Origin of the sequence: Bacillus sp. 165, from assembly GCF_017742235.1 — a bacterium.
In the GTDB taxonomy this organism is placed as follows: Bacteria; Bacillota; Bacilli; order Bacillales; family Bacillaceae_G; genus JAGHKQ01.
This window is the reverse complement of sequence record NZ_JAGHKQ010000005.1, coordinates 120485-142817: the sequence shown is the minus strand read 5'-3', so window position 1 is coordinate 142817 and position 22333 is coordinate 120485. Positions and strand designations below refer to the sequence as shown.

General features: G+C 34.9%; 20 protein-coding genes. 19 read left to right on the top strand and 1 reads right to left on the bottom strand.

The window, feature by feature from the left end; genetic code table 11:
- Positions 1-298: 298 nt before the first annotated feature.
- The 12 genes from fabZ to J7Q84_RS10000 all read left to right on the top strand — a co-directional run bounded on the left by fabZ (position 299) and on the right by J7Q84_RS10000 (position 12790).
- Positions 299-733 (top strand): 3-hydroxyacyl-ACP dehydratase FabZ, encoded by a 435-nt coding sequence (gene fabZ, locus J7Q84_RS10055; protein ID WP_209094400.1) that lies wholly within the window; start codon positions 299-301, stop codon positions 731-733.
- A gap of 681 nt (positions 734-1414) precedes the next feature.
- Positions 1415-2119 carry a YveK family protein gene (locus J7Q84_RS10050; RefSeq protein ID WP_209094399.1) on the top strand — a complete coding sequence of 235 codons (705 nt, stop codon included), beginning with the start codon at positions 1415-1417 and terminating at the stop codon, positions 2117-2119.
- Positions 2120-2137: 18 nt separating this feature from the next.
- Complete coding sequence (locus J7Q84_RS10045; RefSeq protein ID WP_209094398.1) at positions 2138-2830, top strand: CpsD/CapB family tyrosine-protein kinase; 693 nt, start codon at positions 2138-2140, stop codon at positions 2828-2830.
- 83 nt (positions 2831-2913) lie between these two features.
- Complete coding sequence (locus tag J7Q84_RS10040; RefSeq protein ID WP_209094397.1) at positions 2914-3678, top strand: tyrosine-protein phosphatase; 765 nt, start codon at positions 2914-2916, stop codon at positions 3676-3678.
- A gap of 240 nt (positions 3679-3918) precedes the next feature.
- Positions 3919-4803 carry a UTP--glucose-1-phosphate uridylyltransferase GalU gene (gene galU, locus J7Q84_RS10035; RefSeq protein ID WP_209094396.1) on the top strand — a complete coding sequence of 295 codons (885 nt, stop codon included), beginning with the start codon at positions 3919-3921 and terminating at the stop codon, positions 4801-4803.
- Positions 4804-4894: 91 nt separating this feature from the next.
- Positions 4895-5581, top strand: coding sequence for a sugar transferase (locus J7Q84_RS10030; RefSeq protein WP_209094395.1), 687 nt, complete (start codon positions 4895-4897; stop codon positions 5579-5581).
- Positions 5582-5694: 113 nt separating this feature from the next.
- On the top strand, positions 5695-6624 hold the full coding sequence (locus J7Q84_RS10025) for a glycosyltransferase family 2 protein (protein ID WP_209094394.1): 930 nt from the start codon (positions 5695-5697) through the stop codon (positions 6622-6624).
- Between the two features lie 66 nt (positions 6625-6690).
- The gene (locus J7Q84_RS10020; RefSeq protein ID WP_209094393.1) at positions 6691-8109 is read left to right on the top strand and encodes an O-antigen ligase family protein; all 1419 of its coding nucleotides are present in this window, start codon (positions 6691-6693) and stop codon (positions 8107-8109) included.
- Positions 8110-8229: 120 nt separating this feature from the next.
- Entirely contained in the window at positions 8230-9381 is a 1152-nt protein-coding gene (locus J7Q84_RS10015; protein ID WP_209094392.1) for a glycosyltransferase family 4 protein, read from the top strand.
- A 420-nt stretch (positions 9382-9801) separates the two neighbouring features.
- Positions 9802-10326, top strand: a complete 525-nt coding sequence (locus J7Q84_RS10010) for a serine acetyltransferase (protein WP_209094391.1) — start codon at positions 9802-9804, stop codon at positions 10324-10326.
- Between the two features lie 134 nt (positions 10327-10460).
- Positions 10461-11642, top strand: coding sequence for a glycosyltransferase family 4 protein (locus J7Q84_RS10005; RefSeq protein WP_209094390.1), 1182 nt, complete (start codon positions 10461-10463; stop codon positions 11640-11642).
- On the top strand, positions 11639-12790 hold the full coding sequence (locus tag J7Q84_RS10000; RefSeq protein WP_209094389.1) for a glycosyltransferase family 4 protein: 1152 nt from the start codon (positions 11639-11641) through the stop codon (positions 12788-12790). Before J7Q84_RS10005 ends, J7Q84_RS10000 begins: the two co-directional genes overlap by 4 nt.
- 462 nt (positions 12791-13252) lie before the next feature.
- Here the strand turns inward: J7Q84_RS10000 and J7Q84_RS18740 are convergent, their stop codons facing one another.
- Positions 13253-13387: a transposase gene (locus tag J7Q84_RS18740; protein WP_209094388.1), complete on the bottom strand. Its 135-nt coding sequence runs from the start codon at positions 13385-13387 to the stop codon at positions 13253-13255.
- Positions 13388-14484: 1097 nt separating this feature from the next.
- Between J7Q84_RS18740 and J7Q84_RS09990 the strand changes: the two genes are divergently transcribed.
- From J7Q84_RS09990 to galE, 7 genes are all read left to right on the top strand, one after another.
- The gene (locus tag J7Q84_RS09990; protein ID WP_209094387.1) at positions 14485-15831 is read left to right on the top strand and encodes an oligosaccharide flippase family protein; all 1347 of its coding nucleotides are present in this window, start codon (positions 14485-14487) and stop codon (positions 15829-15831) included.
- 54 nt (positions 15832-15885) lie between these two features.
- Positions 15886-17028, top strand: coding sequence for a glycosyltransferase family 4 protein (locus tag J7Q84_RS09985; RefSeq protein WP_209094386.1), 1143 nt, complete (start codon positions 15886-15888; stop codon positions 17026-17028).
- Between the two features lie 68 nt (positions 17029-17096).
- Entirely contained in the window at positions 17097-18422 is a 1326-nt protein-coding gene (locus J7Q84_RS09980; RefSeq protein ID WP_209094385.1) for a UDP-glucose dehydrogenase family protein, read from the top strand.
- 46 nt (positions 18423-18468) lie between these two features.
- Entirely contained in the window at positions 18469-19845 is a 1377-nt protein-coding gene (locus J7Q84_RS09975) for a sugar phosphate nucleotidyltransferase (RefSeq protein ID WP_209094384.1), read from the top strand.
- 67 nt (positions 19846-19912) lie between these two features.
- A complete protein-coding gene (locus J7Q84_RS18585; protein ID WP_280635582.1) occupies positions 19913-20035 on the top strand; it encodes a hypothetical protein in 123 nt (40 codons plus the stop codon).
- A 45-nt stretch (positions 20036-20080) separates the two neighbouring features.
- Complete coding sequence (locus J7Q84_RS09970; RefSeq protein WP_209094383.1) at positions 20081-21142, top strand: glycosyltransferase; 1062 nt, start codon at positions 20081-20083, stop codon at positions 21140-21142.
- A gap of 12 nt (positions 21143-21154) precedes the next feature.
- Positions 21155-22153 (top strand): UDP-glucose 4-epimerase GalE, encoded by a 999-nt coding sequence (galE, locus tag J7Q84_RS09965; RefSeq protein WP_209094382.1) that lies wholly within the window; start codon positions 21155-21157, stop codon positions 22151-22153.
- Positions 22154-22333 lie beyond the last annotated feature (180 nt).

Sequence of the window (22333 nt, the reverse complement as noted above, 5' to 3'; positions counted from 1 at the left end):
GTTTTATCTCTTTGTCATCGATACCCTACATAATTGATCGACAAACGGACTCTTTTGTACCTCATTTATATCATGATGAAGTTTAAAATTTTTTACTATAATCCCGATAAAACCTATGTACATAAAAGGAATAATTTTGTACAATGAAGCAGCACCCATTCCCGTCTAGTATGAAAAGAATGACCTCTCATCTCTTCATATTAGACGGGTGTTTAATTTAAGGGACTTTCTTGATGGACAAGTGGTATAATAAGAACATACTTAAGTGGTAGGACCACGTATTAAAGGAGATGTTCCTATGTTAGATATTCAGCAAATTAAAGAAATTATCCCCCATCGTTATCCGTTCTTGCTTGTTGATCAAATTTTGGAAGTAGAAGAAGGAAAGCGCGCAATCGGCATCAAAAATGTAACGGCGAATGAAGAATTCTTCAATGGCCATTTCCCGGATTATCCGGTAATGCCAGGCGTTCTTATTGTAGAAGCACTTGCTCAAGTAGGCGCAGTTGCTATTTTGAAAAAAGAAGAAAACCGCGGAAGACTTGCTTTCTTTGGCGGAATTGACAATTGCCGCTTCAAGCGCCAAGTACGCCCGGGTGACCAGCTTCGCCTTGAGGTTGAGATCATCCGTGTGCGCGGACCTGTCGGTAAAGGAAAAGCAATCGCAACAGTCAACGGCGAAGTGGCTTGCGAAGCAGAAATTACATTTGCATTAGGCGATAAAAAAGAGTAAGTATAAGATAGATAAAAAAACAGCCTTATTCGTCAATAAGAAGAATAAGGCTGTTTTGTATGGGGTTTATATTTTATCTTCTGTAAAGAAGTAATATGGAACTATACAAACATGATATTTGTTTATGTGATGAACAATTTTATTATCTTTCAGAAAAAAGGAGAATAATAGAGAAATATGAAGAAAACAGAAGATTTTCTGTGAAAAATACTCGAATTTAAGATTTTTGTTTAGTATGTTAATTTAATATAATAATTATATGGATAAAGAGTGAAGATATTCCTGTAAAATCAGGTTTTTTTCCATAAAAAGTAATATATGAAAAAAACGTATGACGTATAGTCAATAAGTAGAAGTAGTTTTAACTATCTTCAAATGTATTTGGAACAGACGGCTCAGTTGTTTATGTGGATAGGGACGAATGAAGCTGAATATTGTGATAATACTCATGGAATCGTTTACTTCATCGTATTCAATCATTTAGTTGCAATTTACAGTTGTAAAGTAGGGATTTCTTTTATAAGATGGATATTGTAAGATTTTTGGAAAGTAATTTTTCCAATTTTTTTATGTGCAAATAATATATTTCTTTTATTTATAGTTGTAAAACAGATTATAAAATGTTTATAACAGTATAATTGTAAATTGATGTTACAAAAGTTTACAAAAACGGAGGCTATCATGGAAGAAACAATAAGCTTACAGGAATTATTTCAAGTATTACGCAAACGCTTGTGGATGATTGCTGGTATTACGGTTGCCGCAGCAATGATCAGCGCAATAGTCAGCTACTTTTTTATTACTCCAATCTATCAATCTTCTACACAAATTCTAGTTAACCAAAAGAAGCAAGAAGGCGTGTTCCAGCCAGGAGAAATCCAAACAAACCTGCAATTGGTGAATACGTATAATGTCATCATTAAAAGCCCGGCTATACTGGATAAAGTAAAGGAAAATATGAATCTTGATATGTCCGTCGAGCAATTGAAACAAAAAATTACTGTGGCGAGCGAAAAGGATTCTCAAGTCATTGCCGTTACTGTACAAGATCCGGATCCTCAGACTGCCAGCGATATCGCAAATACAACCGCAGAAGTATTCCAAAATGAAATTTCACAAATCATGAATATCGATAATGTCAGCATTTTAGCAAAAGCAGAAGTGGCAGAAAATCAAGGACCTGTCAAACCTCGTCCTGTATTAAATGTCGCAATTGCTATTGTAGTTGGACTTATGACATCAGTTGGCTTGGCGTTCTTATTAGAATACTTAGATAACACAATCAAGAAGGAACAAGACATTGAAGCCTTGCTAGAATTGCCGGTACTCGGCGTTGTCGCAACAATGGACGAAGAAAAAACAACTGCGCCAAAAACAGCAGTGTAGAAAGTGAGGGGCAAGCTAGTGATTCGTCGTAAAACCAAATCGCAACCAAGACGTCAATTAATCGCAAAGAATCAGCCGAAATCACCGATTTCTGAGCAATACCGTAATATCCGAACAAATATTCAATTTTCGGCAGTGGACACAGATATCCGTTCCCTCATGGTAACATCCGCAAATCCAGGAGAGGGCAAAACAACAACTACAGCTAACCTGGCAGTCGTATTTGCCCAGCAAGGAAAGAAAGTACTGCTTGTGGATACTGATTTACGTAAACCAAGTCTTCACGAAATGTTCCGTACCGACAATATATTGGGACTTACAAGTATTCTTTCCAAGCAAGGAACATTAGAAAAATGCATCCGCAAGACAGAAGATGCGAACCTGCACTTCCTGCCGTGCGGAGCGATTCCGCCAAACCCGGCCGAGCTGCTTGGATCTGCAGCGATGAAAGACTTCATCGAAAAAGCACAATCGCAATATGACCTTGTTATCTTTGATACACCGCCTGTACTTGCAGTAACAGATGCACAGGTGATGGCGAACCAATGCGACAGCATCGTCATGGTTGTCCGCAGCGGCCAGACCGAAAAAGAACAAGCATTAAAAGCAAAAGCTTTGCTTGAAAACGCAAAAGGCAAATTGCTTGGAGTAGTACTGAACGACAAGAAGCAAAAAGAAAGTGAGTACTACTACTATTACGGCAAAAAGTAGGATTGAATAGAGGTGTATATCCTTATTAGTTTATACATCTCTGTTTACATATATTTAATCTAACTAGGGAGGAGGATGAAAACATGATTGATTTACATTGTCATATTCTGCCTGATATAGATGACGGACCAAAAAACATAGAAGAAAGCTTACTTATGGCACAAGAGGCGGCAGCGAAAGGCATCCGCACCATCGTTGCCACACCCCATCGAAATGCCAAATACAAAAGTGAAGTGCAAGAAATACTTTATAAAGTGAAGATGTTGAACGAACAACTAAATCAACAGAACATACCTCTAAATGTGGTGCCAGGACAAGAAATCCGATTGTACGGGGAAATTGTACCAGACATTATGAACCAAAGCCTCTTGACCATTAATGGTGCAAACAAACATATCTTTATCGAATTCCCATCTGATCATGTACCAAGGTACGCAGAACGATTACTGTATGAAATACAGCTGCAAGGCATTATTCCTGTCGTTGTACACCCGGAGCGAAATGCTGAAATTGCAGAACAACCATCCCTGCTGTACAACCTAATTAAAAAAGGGGCACTGTCCCAAATTACCGCTGCGAGCGTAACAGGAGCATTCGGAAAGAACATCAAAAAGCTCTCCCTGCAGCTCATTGAGCATAATCTGACTCAGATGATCGCATCCGATGCCCATAACACAACAAACCGCTCCTTCGCACTAAGCGAGGCATACAGCGTCATAGAAAAAGAATTTGGACATGGTATCGTTTCTGATTTTCAAGAAAATACATATTTTCTGCTAGAAGGACAATCGGTTTACAAGCCGGCTCCCGAACGCATTCGCAAGAAAAAGCTGTTTGGAATCTTCTAGGGGAAAACTGGTGATGTCTCCTTACCGTTATCAACGGGGGCACTCGGTCACACTGTGGGTATAGAGCATACCTTAGACGCCAGTCGTCGGAAGTGGGGCGTGAGGATGGGTTTGATGCCCTTTTTATTACTATATATAAACGTATCATTACAAGGGCGATAAAAGCCCTAACTATGCCGCTCCAAACGGGGCGTTATAGTTAGAGCTTTTAACTACAAATAGAAAAAAGGGGAAATGAGAATGAAAAAAGTAAGAAAGGCCATCATTCCGGCTGCGGGATTGGGAACTCGCTTTTTACCCGCAACAAAGGCCATGCCTAAGGAAATGCTGCCAATCGTTGACAAGCCGACAATCCAGTACATCGTCGAGGAAGCAATCGAATCCGGCATCGAAGACATCATCATCGTAACAGGAAAAGGAAAGCGTGCAATTGAAGACCACTTCGACCATGCATTTGAGCTAGAACAAAACTTATTAGAAAAACAAAAATACGAGCTGTTAGAAAAAGTACAAGCCTCATCTAAAATGGTGGATATCCATTATATCCGTCAAAAAGAACCACAAGGTTTAGGTCACGCAGTATGGTGCGCAAGAAGCTTTATCGGAAACGAACCATTTGCTGTTCTTCTTGGCGATGACATCGTGCAAGCAGAAACACCGGGCTTGCGTCAATTAATGAACCAATACGAACAAACATTATCTTCTGTTATTGGTGTACAAACCGTACCAGAAAACGAAACGCACCGCTATGGCATCATCGACCCGCTAACACAAGCAGGACGCCGCTACCAAGTGCGCCAATTCGTAGAGAAGCCGGCACCAGGAACAGCTCCTTCAAATTTAGCTATCATGGGACGCTATGTGCTAACACCAGAAATCTTTATGTTCCTCGAACAGCAAAATATCGGCGCAGGCGGAGAAATCCAGCTAACGGATGCAATCCAAAAGCTAAATGAAATTCAACGCGTGTTTGCGTATGACTTTGAGGGCAAACGTTATGACGTTGGGGAAAAGCTAGGGTTTATTCAGACGACGATTGAGTTTGCATTGCAGCATGGAGACTTAAAAGACAACTTATTGCAATTCATGGAACAAATCGTAAGTAAAGAGAAAACAACGATATAAAGAAAAAGGATCTCATGCAGTGGATGCTGAGATTCTTTTATATGAAGTTCCAAAAAAATACAAAATTAAATAGAGTAAGGTGGGGCGTACGTTGGATTTGTTAAAGGTATCAGGTGGAAATGAAGTAAGACAAACATCCCCGTTACTTCAAAGAGAAGACATCAATAATCAAAAGGGATACTTATTTGCAAAGCGTTGTATGGATCTAATTGGTGCATTATGCGGACTTATTATTCTTTCTCCAATTTTTCTTATCATTGCACTATGGATTAAAATCGAAGATCCAAAGGGCCCTGTTTTCTTCAAACAAATTCGGATTGGAAAAGACGGCCGAGAATTTTATATGTACAAATTCCGCTCTATGGTTACAGACGCAGAACAAAAGCTGCAGGGGCTTTTAAAGCATAATGAAATATCAGGTGCCATGTTCAAAATGAAGCATGACCCAAGAGTAACAAAGGTAGGCAGACTCATACGAAAAACAAGCATTGATGAACTTCCACAACTATGGAATGTTGTCAAAGGTGATATGAGCTTGGTTGGACCAAGACCGCCTCTACCGAGGGAAGTGGAAGAGTATACAAGCTATGATATGCAGAGATTGCTTGTTGTTCCGGGATGTACGGGACTGTGGCAGGTGAGTGGGAGAAACCATTTGAGCTTTCATGAAATGGTGGAGCTTGATTTACAATATATTCGTCAAAGAGCTCTTCTATTTGATATGAAAATCATACTTAAAACCATAAAGGTATTATTTGGATCTGAGGGTGCCTTCTAAAACTATTCGGTAAACGTTAAATAGATTTTCAAAAAATCTATTTATAAGAAAAGCAGCTATTTACAAGAAGTAAGACATGTGAATTATTTTAATTATTATTTAAGGAGATAACAATGAGAGTTTCAGTTATTGTACCTACATATAAACGTGTAGGTGACTTAGAAAGATGCCTTATGGGTCTAGAGAATCAGGATAGAAAACCAGATGAAGTAATAGTGGTTTTTAGGGATACTGATTTAGAGACTCAAAACTTCCTTAAAGAGTTTAAAGGAACAGTGAGAATAAAGAAGGAGGTGGTGGATAAAACTGGGCAGGTAGCTGCTTTAAATAAAGGTGTCTCTAGTGCAAATGGCAACCTTATCTGTATATTAGATGATGATGCTGTTCCTAGAAACTCATGGTTGAGAAATATAGAGAGTATTTTTATAAAGAATCCAGCAGTTGGTGGTGTCGGTGGTAGGGATTTTGTTCACCTTAACGAGGGCATAATTCAGGGTTCAAAAGAAATAGTTGGAAAATTAAAGTGGTACGGAAAAGTAATTGGTAACCATCATTTAGGTGTTGGAGAACAGAGAGAAGTTGATGTCCTTAAGGGGGCAAATATGAGTTATAGAAGAGAAGTGTTTGAAAAGATTCAATTTGATGAAAGGCTACTGGGAACAGGAGCACAAGTAGGTAATGATTTAGCGATTAGTTTAGCAACAAAAAGGATTGGGTGGAAGTTAATATATAACTCTAAAGTAATTGTTGATCACTACCCAGCGCAAAGGTTTGATGAAGATAAAAGAAACACATTTAACGAAGAAGCATTATTTAATAATACTTATAATAATACATTCATTATATTAGAGCACTTTAATAATTGGTTTAAAAGGTTTGTATTTTTATCTTGGGGAATAGCAATCGGTACCTCGGATAGACCAGGATTCTTACAGTGTATTCGTCATTTTCTTAAAGGCGAAAAACAAAATTTATTAAAACTAAAGATAGTAGTAAAAGCTAGGGTGTTAGCATATTTAAATTGGAAGAACCAAATAGGGTAGGAATAATATAATAATGTTTAATTTAAACTAATAGTTTTATGTGTATAAACTTGAGGAGCATTTTTAATGAATAAAGACTACAACTTTAGTAGCTATAGAAGATATATTACATTTACTTTTTTAAGTGGATTAGCTATCTCTATATTATCTGGACTTATTGCAGCAAAGGCTGATTCGAAATTTTCAATACAGTTAGCTATTTTAATACTAATACTATTAATAGGTTTTCTCTTTTCTTATACTAATTCAAAATTTGTTATACCGTATATTTTATCAATATGGGCTTTTGCTCCTGAAATAAGAAGATTAATTGATTGGTTTTTTGGAGAGTATAGCTCTGTACAACTGTTAAGCGTCTCACCTTTATTAGTTACCCTCACGTTATTAGTTCAGGTGAACAAGCGGTTTTCACCACTTCAAGGATTGCAGAAAAAGATTATTATTAACTTTGGTATTGCAATCTCATATAGCTTTGTTATTGGAGTTATTATGAATAAATTTGGAGCGGTATATGAGTTACTTAATTATACTATACCGTATTTATTATTAGTTTATGTAAATACAAGAAAAGGAAACGAATTAAAATTTAGGGATAACTGGTTAAGAAGCGTATCTTGGATTGCTATCGTAGTTTCGGTATATGCATGGATTCAATTCCTGTTATTACCGCCTTGGGATAGGTTTTGGATGGAGAACGTCCAAATGGGTTCCATTGGTTTACCGAATCCATTGGAAGTCAGAGTATTTTCAACTTTAAATTCGCCTGGTCCTGCGGCAATCTTTCTATCTTTCGCATTAATACTAATGATAATTGAAAGGAAATGGCGGACTGTTCTAGGTTGGACAGGAGTTATAATTGTAGTTTCAGCCCTTATGTTGACTTTAGTAAGGTCCTCTTGGCTCTTTACAATTATAGGTATTGTGTTGTATGCGGTGCTTAATAGGAATAAGACTGGTTTTAAACTTATGATAAGATTGGTTTTGTTTTCGATAGTTATCTTTATAGTAACACCACTTTTACCTAGTGCTGAATCTGTAACTCAGAGATTTGAAACATTTCAAAACATATCAGAAGACCATTCTTTTCAAGCTAGAATAAACTTTTCGAAATATGCGCTTAATAAAGTGCTTACAAATCCTATTGGTTCAGGTTTGGGTTCAACAGGACAAGGGACCAAGTTAAATAATGATGGTAACTTAGGGGAGTATGGAAACTTTGATAATGGATTCTTAAACATTATTTTTACTTTTGGATGGTTAGGAACTTTGTTTATAGTTAGAGCATTGTATTATCTGCTTGTTTATATTAAAGAAGTGAGTACTAAATTCGATGGAGATATCTTTGTGCGTGTTACATTCAGTGTAACTATCTGTATGATTGTTAGTCTTAGTTTTGTAAATAATTTTGCCGGTTTAGGTGGTTTGTTGTTTAGTGTTGTACTCTCAACTGTATTTATTAATAAAAAGCACTTACATCCTGAATAATATAAAGGGCTTGAAATATAATCAGGAGTGCTAATATTTTCAATATGCTAAATAAACTACAGGACTTTTAATACCACCGTGGGATCTCTACATTAATTTTTATAGAAGGTGAAAATATATATGCATTTAGGGATAGTGACGCATAAAGTTGTTAAAGGAGATGGACAGGGAAGAGTTAACTACGAAATAGTGTTAGCAGCCTTAGAAAAGGGTCATAGGGTAACTATTGTGTCCACAGAAATAGATAACATACTATTAGAGAATAATAATGTGAGTTGGAGAAAAGTTGATTTGGGTAAAACTCCAACGGCATTTCTAAGGTTATTATTATTTATTATCAAAAGTTCAAGCGTATTAAAAAAATACGGTAAAGAAATAGATATACTAGTTGCAAATGGAGTTACATGCTGGGCTAAAAGTGATGTTAATATAGTTCATTTTGTTCATAGTGAATGGCTTAAATCAAAAGTTCACCCAATAAAAATAAGAAAAGATTTGAGTAGTTTGTATCAATATTTATATAATTCTTTAAATTCTTTTGCTGAAAAAATTGCTTTAAATCGAAGTAAGTATATAGTGGCTGTATCTAGTAAGGTAAAGGATGAAATAATAAACTCTGTGAGTATTAGGAATAGAGATAAGATTGAAATAATATTAAATGGTGTAGATGAAACGGAGTTTTATTCTAAAGATTTTAATGAAGGAAGAGTGGGGGCTCTAAATAGATCATTAAAGGCATTATTTGTTGGTGATATTAAAACGAACAGAAAAAATTTAGATACTGTATTGTTGGCAGTTAAAAACATTCCTAAATTAGAGTTAATGGTCGTTGGAAACTTGAAAGGAAGTCCTTATCCGAATATGACAAAACGTCTTAATATTGATGATCGGGTATTATTTCTAGGTTATAGAGACGATGTAGCAAATTTAATGAGGCAATCTGATATTTTTATCTTCCCATCAAGGTATGAACCGTATGGCCTAGTTATATTAGAAGCCATGTCAACAGGTACTCCTGTAATTACTTCTTCTATTTGTGGTGCTTCTGAGCTTGTTGCATCTTCAGATAATAAGTGTGGATACGTGGTTAAAGATGCAGAAAACGTTAAAGAACTGATTGAATATATAAATTCCTTTATTGAGAAGTCGGAATTACTGGTATTATATGGTAGAAATGCTAGTAAAGTGGCTAGAGTTAACAATTGGGATATGATGGCTAAAAAGTATTTAGACCTATTTTCCAGAATCTACAAAGAAAAAGGTAGATATTGATGTGAAGTTAAGGTTGTTTATCATAGCTTTTCCTTAAAAATTCAAATTTAAATCATCTTTAGGAGATATTTAGTTAAAGAGTAAGAAGGGGATTCAATTAAGCACTTAAAAAACACATTTTATACTAAGTGATATTATATAAATCCTGCTTAATTTCTCGACACATTTAGAGGATAGATCTGTTTTCACAATCCACATAAATTTAAATATATTACGTCGTTCGTCATATCTAAAAATTATTTGTGACTTATATAGAATTTGAAGACAATACATGAATTAAATACTATTAAACCTAAGATTAAAAAAGAGAGAGTAAATATTTAGTACAAAATCAATTTTTTCTTCCAGAATGGTGTTTAGTTTAGTCTAATTCTATGAAGTGCTTATTTGTAGGAAGTTGGTATAAGGAGGATAGGCATATTGAAGTACTTTTTAAAAGATTTAAAAATGAATAACAAGGCCGATCCTATAATAATAATTTCATTGGCTATCTATCGATTTGGAAATTATATTTATAGTCACTTTAGGGTTCCGGTGTTCAAAACAATATTTTGGTTGTTTTACAGGATATGTGATTTCATTTTTATAAGAATAATTGCCAATGGTCAATTACCTGCGGAGAGTAAAATTGGTTCAGGAATAAGGTTTCCTCATGGGCTAAATGGAATAATCATACACAAAAATGCTCAAATTGGGAAGAATGCAACAATATTTCATCAAGTGACAATTGGCTACAAAGATAGTCCCACATGTAGTTATGGTCCACCAATTCTAGGTGACAATGTATATATAGGAGCTGGAGCAAAGATATTAGGAGATATCCGGATAGATGATAATGTTGTAATAGGGGCAAATGCTGTGGTTGTGAAGGATATAAAAGCTAATAACACTGCGGTTGGGGTTCCTGCTGAAATACTATTAGTTCAACGATCACGAATAAATTAAACTAGAGAATACCAGGGGATTTAAGAAAGAAATCATGTATACGAATAGATTGTACGAGTCTTTATGGCTAAACATTGTATAAGATGATTAATCCAAGATTATTAGTAAAATAATACTCATTCGAGGTGAAGAACTTGAATATATTATCAACAGGAATGGGTTGGTTTGACCATGTTCCGGGTGGTTTAAATAGATATTTTGCAGATTACTTAAATATTATGTCGCAGATGCATAATATAGAAGCATTTGTGACATCAGATAATAAAAGGATAGAAACAGGGCTAAATATAGTAAATGTGACAGAAGGGATATCTAATCCTAATATTTTTAATAGAACCCAATCTTTTAGAAAGATGGTTCAAAGTAAGGTGTTAGCTAATAATATAGATGTTTTTAATCCACATTTTGCATTATATGCATTACTGATTACAAAAAATATTATACCAAATCATGTTCCAATAGTTACACATTTTCATGGTCCATGGGCTCAAGAAGGTATAGTAGAAGGTAAAGAAAAGAAAGTTATTGACAACATCAAAAATGATTTAAAGGAAATGGTTGAGAACATTGCTTATCGAAGATCGGATAAGTTTATAGTATTGAGTACTTATTTTCGTGATATTTTATCTAAAGATTATGGAGTAAGTGAAGATAACATTTATATTGTTCCAGGTGCTGTAAATACTAATATATTTACACCGGCAAACGATAGAAATAATATTCGTAAGAAATTAGGAGTTTCAGAAGAGCAAACATTAATTTTCTGTGCTAGGAGATTAATGCGTCGTATGGGTATTGGGAATTTGATAGAAGCGATGATCAGTATAACCCATCAGTTTCCAAATACAGTTTTATATATTGCTGGGCAAGGTCCATTAGAAAATGAATTAAGAGATCAAATAAAGAAAGCTAGATTAGATTCATCTGTCAAATTGCTTGGCAAAGTATCTAACGAAAATTTAGTAAGTTATTACCAGGCAGCTGATTTGTCTATTGTGCCAACAATTACATTAGAAGGATTCGGTTTGGTTACAGTTGAATCACTCGCTTGTGGAACTCCTGTCTTAGGAACGCCATATGGGGGGACAAAGGAAATACTTCAATCTTTCAATGAGAAGCTTTTGTTTAAAGATAGTTCTTCACAGGCAATATCAAGTAAGATAATTTCAATCTTAAAAAAAGAAATTGTTATTCCGAGTCGTGAGGAATGTAGAGAATATGTCATGAATAAATTTACTTGGAATCATGTAGCAACATCAGTCACCAGTATTTTTGAAGAAGCAATTAAAGAGAAATTGGATTCGGTAAAAAAATGAGAGTGGCATTTTATAATCATACAAGTGAAATAAGTGGAGCAGAAATAAGTTTATTACTTACAGCTAAGAATCTTTCTTTAACAACTCCAATTATATTTGCTCCTGAAGGTGAATTATTAGATCAGGCAAAAGAGTTACAAATTGAAGTTGTTAATATAAAAAGTTTTCGAGCAAGACTAACTAAAAATCCAATACACCTATTGAAGAATATATTTGGATTATTATATGGAGGATGGAAATTTAGTCGTAGTGCACGTAAGAGTCATATTGATATAATTCACGCGAATTCTTTAAGAGCAGGTATTATGGCATCAATTTTTAAGTGGTATCATAAAATTCCTGTTATATGGCACGTTAGAGATATTCCTCCAAAAGGAATAATAGGAAATCTAATAATTCTTTTAGGACAATTAACAATTAAAGCATTGATAGGTATTTCAGAACCTGTAATTAATGGTCTTAAAAATGATTCTTTAATATCGAGGCTTTATTTGGTTCATAACGGTGTAGAGGTTGTAAGAAAAGATGTGGAAGAAAAAACAACCTTACGACAAAAATTAAGGAAAGAGTTTAGCACGCCACTTAATAGTAAAGTCGTAGTTATTATTGGACAAATAGCCCCTTGGAAAAGACAAGAGGATGCAATCTTAGCTATAAAAAAAGTCATTGATAGCGGAGAAAATGTGTATCTTTGGGTTGTTGGAGAAGCCAAGTTTAGAGAAGAAAATATCCTTTATAAGAAAAAATTATTAGAGCTTGTTAAAGTGTTAAATCTCGAAGGTAGAGTACATTTCACAGGTTTTCGAAATGATGTAGTAGATATATGTTGTGCTTCTGACATTTTGCTCCTCTGTTCAGATAATGAACCGTTTGGTCGCGTAGTTATAGAAGGTATGTCACAAGAAATTCCTGTTATCGCCACAAATGCTGGTGGAGTACCAGAAATAATAAATGATAAAGTAAATGGACTACTATATGAAGTTGGTGATGTTAGGAGTTTGAGTAAAAATATTGTTACTTTACTTCACGATAATAAAAAAAAGGAAGAGATAATTGTAAATGCATTAAGTAGCGTGGAGAACTCTTTTACAATTCAAGGAACGGCACGAAAGGTAGAAGAGATTTATAGGATAATTACTGCTAAGTAAAGTTAATGAACTCCTTTAGATATGTAGAAGTTATTTTATGTAAAAGAATGACCTTTAGACGAAAATTACAATTAGACATGATTGATTAGTTACTTATATATCCGTCTTAAGAAGGCTTTAGAGTGAATATGTGAAGTTTTTTCAAAAATAGATTTATTGGCATAACAAATTTTATACAAAATGTTGAAAGAATTTTTATAAAAATAAATAAAGTAAGCACTACTTTTATATAAAAGGTGTTATTAGCAATTAGACAGTCAAATTACGGAATCTATTAAAATGCACTGTTTTCTATATGTAGTTGAATTATAACTTCGATATAAGATTTCGATGCAACCTTAGTCGGTGTGGCATGAATTGAGAAGTGGTAATGATATCTATCAAAGAGATATGAATTGCTTCCTTGATTGTGGCTTTTTTGGGGGAAAAGCGGTTCGTAATCACCTATTGCTTTACTTAGTTTTACAATCGTTCAATGGAATTAAGGTTCGGTGAGTACAGTGGCGGGCATACCAATATTAAACGAGATTTCTGTTTTGCCAGGAAGTCTTGCACTAGTTGTCTCTTATGGATACGTGTATTATTCGTGATTATCAAGACTAATTTAGATATTATTCGGTAATTTAGGAGATAAATGTAAAAAATATTCCTATTTATAAGAAGATCTAGTCTGTTGTATCACTTCTCTTGTGTTTATAATTATGGCATCAAAAATTGCGACACTGGCAGGATGGATGAGAGTAATATGTAGGAATCTGTTTTTATTCGCCCCACTTTGACCAAGTAGCATGAAAATTTTGATATGCCCGGACATAGGAATTGTCTTAGTAAAGAGAGATCATGTTGACATTCAAAAATTTTTTATACACATCATTTGATGAAGAAACACGTCCTGTTTTTGATTTACTTTCTGCAAGATATAAGGAGGACAGATGTAACGTAGCTTCAGTCGCTAAAGTATATGCAACATGCCGGTAGATGACATCTCCACATGATAGGTATGGTACAAGTACGGCTGAACAATAGGAGTGGTCCGGTATATTGCATATCCTAAGTCTTGTTTTCTAGGAGTGCTGATATGTTTCAGTTTCTATTACTAATCATTAATCAGCTTATAGATCCTTCCTGGGGCTGTTTTTGTTCTAGAAGAAAATTCAAAATATCTTTGATTGAAGTGTTGCGCATATTCGCGAATCTACTGAAGGGTGATGCCACAGATGTTCGTTGCTTCCTTTCCTAATCTCCCTTTCACTATGAGGCGCCCTGCAAGAAGGTATTTCCGAAAGAAGGCATTTTTTCTTATCTTTTTTTTACAGTTTTGTGAATGTAAAATTATGTGTATAATTGTTAATCGTTTCATCTATCATCCACTTTTTTATTGTTCTATCATTTATTATAGACAAGAGTTTGAGAGTGTAAGTGTGGAAAGTTGAATTTATTAATCAGTTATATAAATTGTGTTTGATTTTTCGACATGAAGATTCAGCAAGTAAATATATATAGGAATATCAGACCAATTCATATGTTGGAAAATTAACTTGTATTTATATAAATTAAGAAAGATATGAGAAAATACTTTTAAAATAGTACCGAAATATATTTAGAAGCATGTTGCTTCAGAGAGATTTGAATAATATGAGACTGTTGTTAAGTTAACTGTACTTAAAGATTAATATGATAAGGGGAATAATAACTTGTACAATAGTAGGATTTTAAAAAAATTTAATATATTTAGAAAATCTAATGGTAATTTATTCTCAGTTTTTAAATCAATTCTAACAAATGGCTTTGTAACTTTACTGGGTTTAGTAACTGGTATGATAACTGCTAGATATTTAGGGGTAGAAGGTAGGGGGGAACAAGCTGCCATAATTATTTGGCCTCAGTTTTTAGCTTATATCCTAACACTAGGTCTCCCTTCTGCATTAGTATATTATTTTAGAATTCGAAAGAATATGAATGCTGCTTATTTTTATTGTTCTATAATATCTAGTCTCATTTTAGGAGTAATATCTGTAATAGGAGGAATTATAATAGTACCTTTTTTCTTAAGAGGTTATTCTGAGGACATTATTTTATTTTCTCAAATTGTAATGATTGCTGCTCCATTTATACTTAATGATGCTTTAATAAATGCAATTCTACAAGGAAGAGGCCAATTTAATACATTAAATAGGGTTAGATATTTGACTCCTTTTTTCACTTTAGTACTACTTGTTTTTTTTATTGTAACAGGTACTAATAATTCCTATACTTTTGCTTTAGCGTACTTAATCCCATCTATCCCTATTACTATTTATAATTCTATAAGAATGTATAAAGAATATAAAATTCCTTCATGGAAAGAGCTTAAGAAGGCCACTCAAGAATTGTATGGTTATGGCATAAGATCTTACGGTATTGATCTTGCAGGAGCAATAAATGTTCGTTTAGATCGCTTTTTAGTAGTCGGTTTATTAAGCCCTAAAAACATGGGATTATATGTAGTAGCTTTAAGTTTATCTAGAATGCTGAATATTTTTACAACTGGTATAGTCACTGTTTTATTCCCAAAAGCATCTGGGAAACAAGAGAAAGAAATTGTAGAAATAATAGGACGAAGTGCTAGGTTGAACCTTTTTTTCACAGGTGTAGGCGCGTTGATAATAATTCTATTTGGGCCTTATGCTCTTAACCTATTATATGGTAAAGATTTTTTAGATGCTCTACCTGCATTTCGAATTCTAATACTGGAAGTCATGATTACAGGAACAGTAGAGATATTAAGTCAAGCGTTTATGGCTTTAAATAAACCAGGAAGAGTAACTATACGTCAAATGATTGGACTAGTAATTAATCTGCCATTATTGTTAATACTTGTTCCTAAATATGGAATTAATGGTGCTGCAGTGTCCTTATTAATATCGTCTATATTTAGATTATTATTTATATTGATTAGTTTTAAAAAGGTTTTAAAAGTGGAAACACCAAGCCTTTTAATAAATATTAAGGATTTTAGATGGTTAAAGAATACAGTAAATAAAAAATATAAAATAGCTTAATCTATCTTATTATTATTTTAAGTTAGAATGTGTGCCTTTTAGGAGAGGATATATTTGAAGATAGCAATAGTACATGATTGGTTAGTAACTTATGCAGGTGCTGAAAAAGTGTTAGAACAAATATTAGACGTGTTCCCGGAAGCCGATTTATTCAGTGTGGTTGATTTTATCAATGAAAATGAGCGTACCTTTATAAAAAATAAAAAGGTTACAACCACTTTTATTCAAAAATTACCTCTAGCTCAAAATAAGTATAGAAATTATCTGCCATTAATGCCATTTGCCATAGAACAATTGGACTTATCAAAATATGATATTATTATATCGAGTTCACATGCTGTAGCAAAAGGAGTAATAACAGGTCCAGACCAATTACACATCTCTTATGTTCACTCACCTATAAGATATGCTTGGGATTTGCAGCATCAATATCTAAGAGAGGCTGGTTTAAACAAGGGGATAAAAGGTCTATTGGCACGATATATGTTACACAAAATTAGAAATTGGGACTATAGAACTGCTAATGGGGTTGATGTATTCTTATCTAACTCAGAATTTATTTCACGAAGAATTTGGAAAGTATATCGTCGTGAATCAAAGGTGATTTATCCTCCTGTTGATATCTCTAGCTTTTCTTTAAAAAGAGGTAAGGAAGATTTCTATTTAACAGCTTCTAGGATGGTTCCTTATAAAAAAATTGATACTATTGTAGAAGCCTTTACAAATATGCCAAATAAGAAGCTGGTTGTGATTGGAGATGGCCCAGACTTTAATAAAATTAAAGCTAAAGCAGGGAGCAATGTTCAAATGCTTGGATATCAACCTTTTGATGTTTTAAAAGAGCACATGCAAAATGCTAAAGCTTTTGTATTTGCTGCGGAAGAGGATTTTGGGATTACTCCTGTAGAAGCACAAGCATGTGGAACACCTGTTATTGCATATGGTAAGGGTGGAGCATTAGAAACTATAAAAGGGCTAGAGTATAGCCATCCTACTGGAATTCATTTTGGTGGTCAAACTCCTGAGAGTATTCAAAATGCAGTAAGAGAGTTTGAAATGAATGAAGGCATATTTAATGCTGATAGGTGCAGAGAAAATGCTATGAGGTTTTCAGAGGATCGTTTTAAAGAAGAACTTAAAAATCTTGTGATAGAAGAGTATGAAAAGAAAAGTAATCTACAACTACAAAAAGCTTAATAAAGAACGATTTTAAATGGCTATCAGTAGATTATGCTGATAGCTTTATTTATTGGGGGGGTATATATATGAACATAGCCGTAGTTGGAACTGGTTATGTAGGTTTAGTTACAGGTGTATGCCTTGCAGAAATAAATCATAGTGTAATTTGTATTGATACGGATACTGCTAAAGTAGAAAAAATGAAAAGTGGCATCTCACCTATTTATGAGCCAGGGTTAGATGAATTAATGCAAAAAAACATTACAAAAGGTACACTACAGTTTACTAATAGCCATGTTGAGGGATTTAAAGATGCCGAAGTCATTTTTATTGCAGTTGGTACGCCACAAATGCCTGATGGTTCAGCTAATTTACAATACATTGAAGAAGTAGCTAAAACTATCAGTAAACATATTACTAATGATGTGATTGTAGTAACGAAGAGTACAGTGCCTGTTGGAACAAATGATTTTGTGAAGCGAACTATTATAGAAAATCTTGTGCATGATGTACAAATTAAAGTAGCATCGAATCCGGAATTTTTACGTGAAGGTTCTGCAATATATGATACTTTTCATGGTGACAGAATTGTTATTGGTACGGAAGATACAGAAACTGCAGATGCTTTAGAAGCGATGTATCAACCTTTTGGCATCCCTGTTTACAAGACAGATGTAAAAAGCTCTGAGATGATTAAATATGCGTCTAATGCTTTTTTAGCTACAAAAATTAGTTTCATTAATGAAATTTCTAATATTTGCGAAAAGCTGGGAGCTAATGTAGAGGATGTTGCAAATGGTATGGGATTTGATAATCGCATTGGTCGGGCTTTCTTAAATGCGGGAATTGGTTATGGGGGTTCTTGTTTTCCAAAAGATACTCATGCATTAGTGCAAATTGCTGGAGGAGTAAATCACAACTTCAAATTATTGAGATCGGTAATTGAGGTTAATAATAACCAACAAAAATTAATGGTAAGTAAGATTAAAGATAGATTTGGAAATTTAGAAGGAAAAACTATTGCATTACTTGGACTAGCGTTTAAGCCCAATACGGATGATATGCGTGAAGCGGCTTCGATTGTGTTGGCTCACTCTTTAGTACAAGAAGGAGCTAGCATTAAGGCCTATGATCCGATTGCTATGGAAAATGCTAAAAAGTATCTTCCAAATGCAGTAACTTTTGTTTCGTCTAAGGAAGAGGTGCTTCAAGAAGCAGATGCTGCTGTTATTGTGACAGAATGGGAAGAGTTTAGAAGTCTGGACTTATCTAAGTTAAAAGATTTGATGAAGGAACCTATTTTATTTGACGGTAGAAATTGTTTTGATTTAGGAATGATACAAAATTTAGGAATAGAGTATCATTCTGTTGGTAGGCCATCTGTGGGCGTTAAGAATTTGGTAATAGATTAAAAAGACTGGTATATACACAGTCTTTTATGTTTCAGGAGGACTTCAAGTGAAATTAGTTTTATTATCTGGTGGATCTGGTAAACGTCTTTGGCCTTTATCCAACGATTCACGTTCTAAACAATTTTTAAAAGTATTACGCAATGAAGAAAATCAGCTCCAATCCATGGTTCAACGAGTATGGGGTCAATTAGATAAATTAGGCTTAACGGAGTCTGCAGTTATAGCTACAAGTAAAACACAGGTAGAGATGATTCAAAGTCAAATTGGAAAGAATGTGTCTGTAATTGTTGAACCGGAAAGAAGAGATACTTTTCCTGCTATTGCGTTAGCTGCTTCATACCTATATTCTAAAGAGGGTGCAGATAGGGAAGAGGTAGTCGGTGTATTACCTGTTGATCCCTATGTAGAGGACCAGTTCTTTGGCAGGTTATTAGATTTAGAAGATGTTTTAAAATCAACAACTGCTGATTTGGCTCTTATGGGAGTACAGCCAACGTTTCCTTCAGAAAAGTATGGTTATATTGTACCTAATGTTGAGGAATCGACTCAAGAAATTGTTAAAGTGAGTCACTTCAAAGAAAAACCAAAAGCAGAAGAAGCTGAGGTTTTATTACAACAACAAGCTTTATGGAATTGCGGAGTGTTTGCATTTAAATTAGATAAAATCATTTCTCTTTTAGAGCAGAAAGAATTGCCTACAGACTATGATACTTTATCAGCTAATTATGCTTTATTACCTAAAATCAGCTTTGATTATGAAGTGGTTGAGAAAACAGCAAACATTGTTGCTATTCCTTATCAGGGAAGTTGGAAAGACCTTGGGACTTGGAACACGTTAACAGAAGAGATGGGGACTAATATTCTTGGGAAAGCAAATGTAAGCAAGGATTCTAAAAATACACATATTATTAATGAATTGGATATTCCCATTTCAGTACTTGGGTTATCTAATATTCTTGTAGCAGCAAGTCCTGACGGTATCCTAGTAACAGATAAAGAAGCAAGTCCGCGTGTTAAAGAATTAGTGGGACATTTAGACCAAAGACCAATGTATGAAGAACGTCGTTGGGGTTGGTACAGAGTCCTTGAACATACTAAGTACGATGATGGTACTGAAGTTCTCACTAAACGTATTAACATCTCAGCAGGCAAAAACTTAAGCTATCAATACCATAATTGTCGGAAAGAAGTTTGGACAATTGTGAAGGGTGAAGGTGTTATATTGTTAAATGATGAATTTCAAGTAGTTCGTTCAGGAGATGTAATTCAAGTACCTATCGGAGTAAAGCATGCTGTAAAAGCTGTTACTGATTTGGAGTTTATTGAAGTACAGACAGGAACGGAGTTAATCGAAGAAGATAATCATCGTATTCTTTTAACGTGGGAAGAGATTGAAGAACAAGCATATGCTTTAAGTAGATAAGAACATCAGATTGCCTAAATAGTAATCCACTGTTCTTATTAGTGTCTTAGTAAAAGGAAGAAATTCCATGATGCCAGTTGTTGGTGGAGCAGGTTTCATTGGTAGCCAAACAGTAAAAGGGCTGTTGGACCGAGGTGATGATGGTATTATGCAACATTATTATCAATCACAGGCACAAGTGATTGTATAAACCGCTGGATATTCCAGCGGTTTTTTCTTTATATGGAGCTGAATGATGAAAACAATTGCTTACTATATATCAGATTACGGCTACGGCCACGCATCGCGTTCAATCGCTTTAATTCGTGAATTGTTAAAAAGAGATGAGGATGTACAAATTATTATTTGTCATTCATTTGCCTTGTCTTTTTTACAGGATTCTTTAAAAGAATATAACAGTAGCATTATCTATCATAAGGTGAAAACAGATGTTGGGTATGTGCTGAAACAGCATTCTCTTGAAGTCGATACAGCTGCACTTGAGAAGAAATGTAGAGAATACTTGGATTATCTTCCTTTCGTTGCAAAGGAGGAAGCGGTATTTTTAGAAGCGCATCATGTACAGCTTATAGTTTCTGATATTACTCCGCTTGCATTTGAAATAGGTGAGATATTAGGTGTACCTTCTATTGGAGTTTCCAATTTTACTTGGTATACGGCGTATCAAGGACTGGTCAGTGAAGGGGTGTTGTCACAACTATATGATTCCTATCGCAAGATGACTATGTTTTATGCTCTTGCGGGAAGCAGTGAACCGAGTTGGGGAGAAGTTCATAAGTTTGGATTTTTCAGCCGAACTGCAGACAGTGCAGAGGTGAAACGAATTCAAACAACCTTGAATCCGTTAGGCAACAAGAAATTAGTCTTTATGCCAATAGGCATGAAAATTGATATTGGTGACCTAAGCGATTGGGATTTTTGGAATCAAGAAGGATGTGTCTTTATTGTGTCGAGCAATATGGATGTTTCGCATCCTAATGTAGTGAAAATTCCATTTGATTATACAGAGTCTCAAAATTATGCAGCTGCTTCTGATGTAATGATTTCGAAGGCAGGATGGGGAACGGTTAGTGAAGCTGTCACTAATACTAAGCCTCTTATTGTGATTAATCGAAATGTGCAGGAAGATCAGAATACGATTGAGTATTTGCAAGAGAATGGTCTTTGTAAGGTGGTTGAGTGGGAGGAATTCCACCTATTAGATATCGAAAGTGTAATAAGGCAATATAACAAAGGCTATATACAAAATGAAGTGTCTCATATAGTGGAGTGTATATTGCATCTTATTACAGTATAAGGAGGAACACACATGATCCTAGTCATCGGCGGCGCCGGCTATATCGGCAGCCATGCAGTGAAAGAACTATTGGACCAAAATCATAAAGTAGTTGTACTGGATAACTTGTCTACAGGTCATCGTGAAAGTGTGGATAACCGAGCTATGTTTGAGCAGGGGGATTTAGGGAATACTGCTGATTTAGATCGCGTATTTTCCACTTACAATATCGATGCGGTGATGCATTTTGCAGCAAACAGCTTGGTGGGGGAGTCAGTTGTTCATCCGTTGAAGTATTATCAAAATAATGTGGTGGCAACTATTACTCTGTTAGAAGCGATGATGAAGTATAGTGTGAAGAATTTTATCTTCTCTTCTACTGCTGCGACGTACGGTATTCCAGAGGTGGATATCATTACAGAGGATACAGTAACGAATCCAATCAATCCGTACGGTCAGTCTAAGTTGATGATGGAGCATATTTTACATGATTTCCACAATGCATATGGTTTGCAGTATGTGGTGCTTCGCTATTTCAATGCGGCAGGGGCGCATATGACAGGGGAAATCGGGGAAGATCATACGCCGGAAACGCATTTGATTCCTCTTGTATTACAGCATCTTTTAGGATTGCGTGACAGTATTTCTGTATTTGGTACGGATTACGATACAGAGGATGGTACATGTATTCGTGATTATATCCATGTAACCGATTTAGCACGTGCTCATATTCTTGCGTTAGAAAGCTTGCTGGAGGACAAGAGTGCAAGTGCAACGTATAACTTAGGGAACGGGAAAGGCTTTTCTGTTAAAGAAGTTATTCAAACGTGCGAGCGTGTAACAGGGAAGCAAGCTAATGTGGTGTATACAGACCGCCGTTCCGGTGATCCAGCTCAGCTCATTGCATCTTCTCAAAAGATTTATGAGACATTAGGGTGGAAGGCAGAGTATTCGTTAGAACAAATCATCCAATCAGCTTGGAGCTGGCATCAGGCGAATCCATCAGGCTTTAAAACAGGTATCAAGCAATAATGTATGGAAGAGAGCATAAAATGCTCTCTTTTTTGATTATGAATAGGTATGAAATGCCGAGTTTCCTTGCAAAATGAAAGATATTCTCTATCATTTCATCTCCCGGAATCTATAAAATCAAGTATAATGAAGTATAGATTACAGACAGTATGTCTGTTCTTCTCGTTTTCTATTTTTACT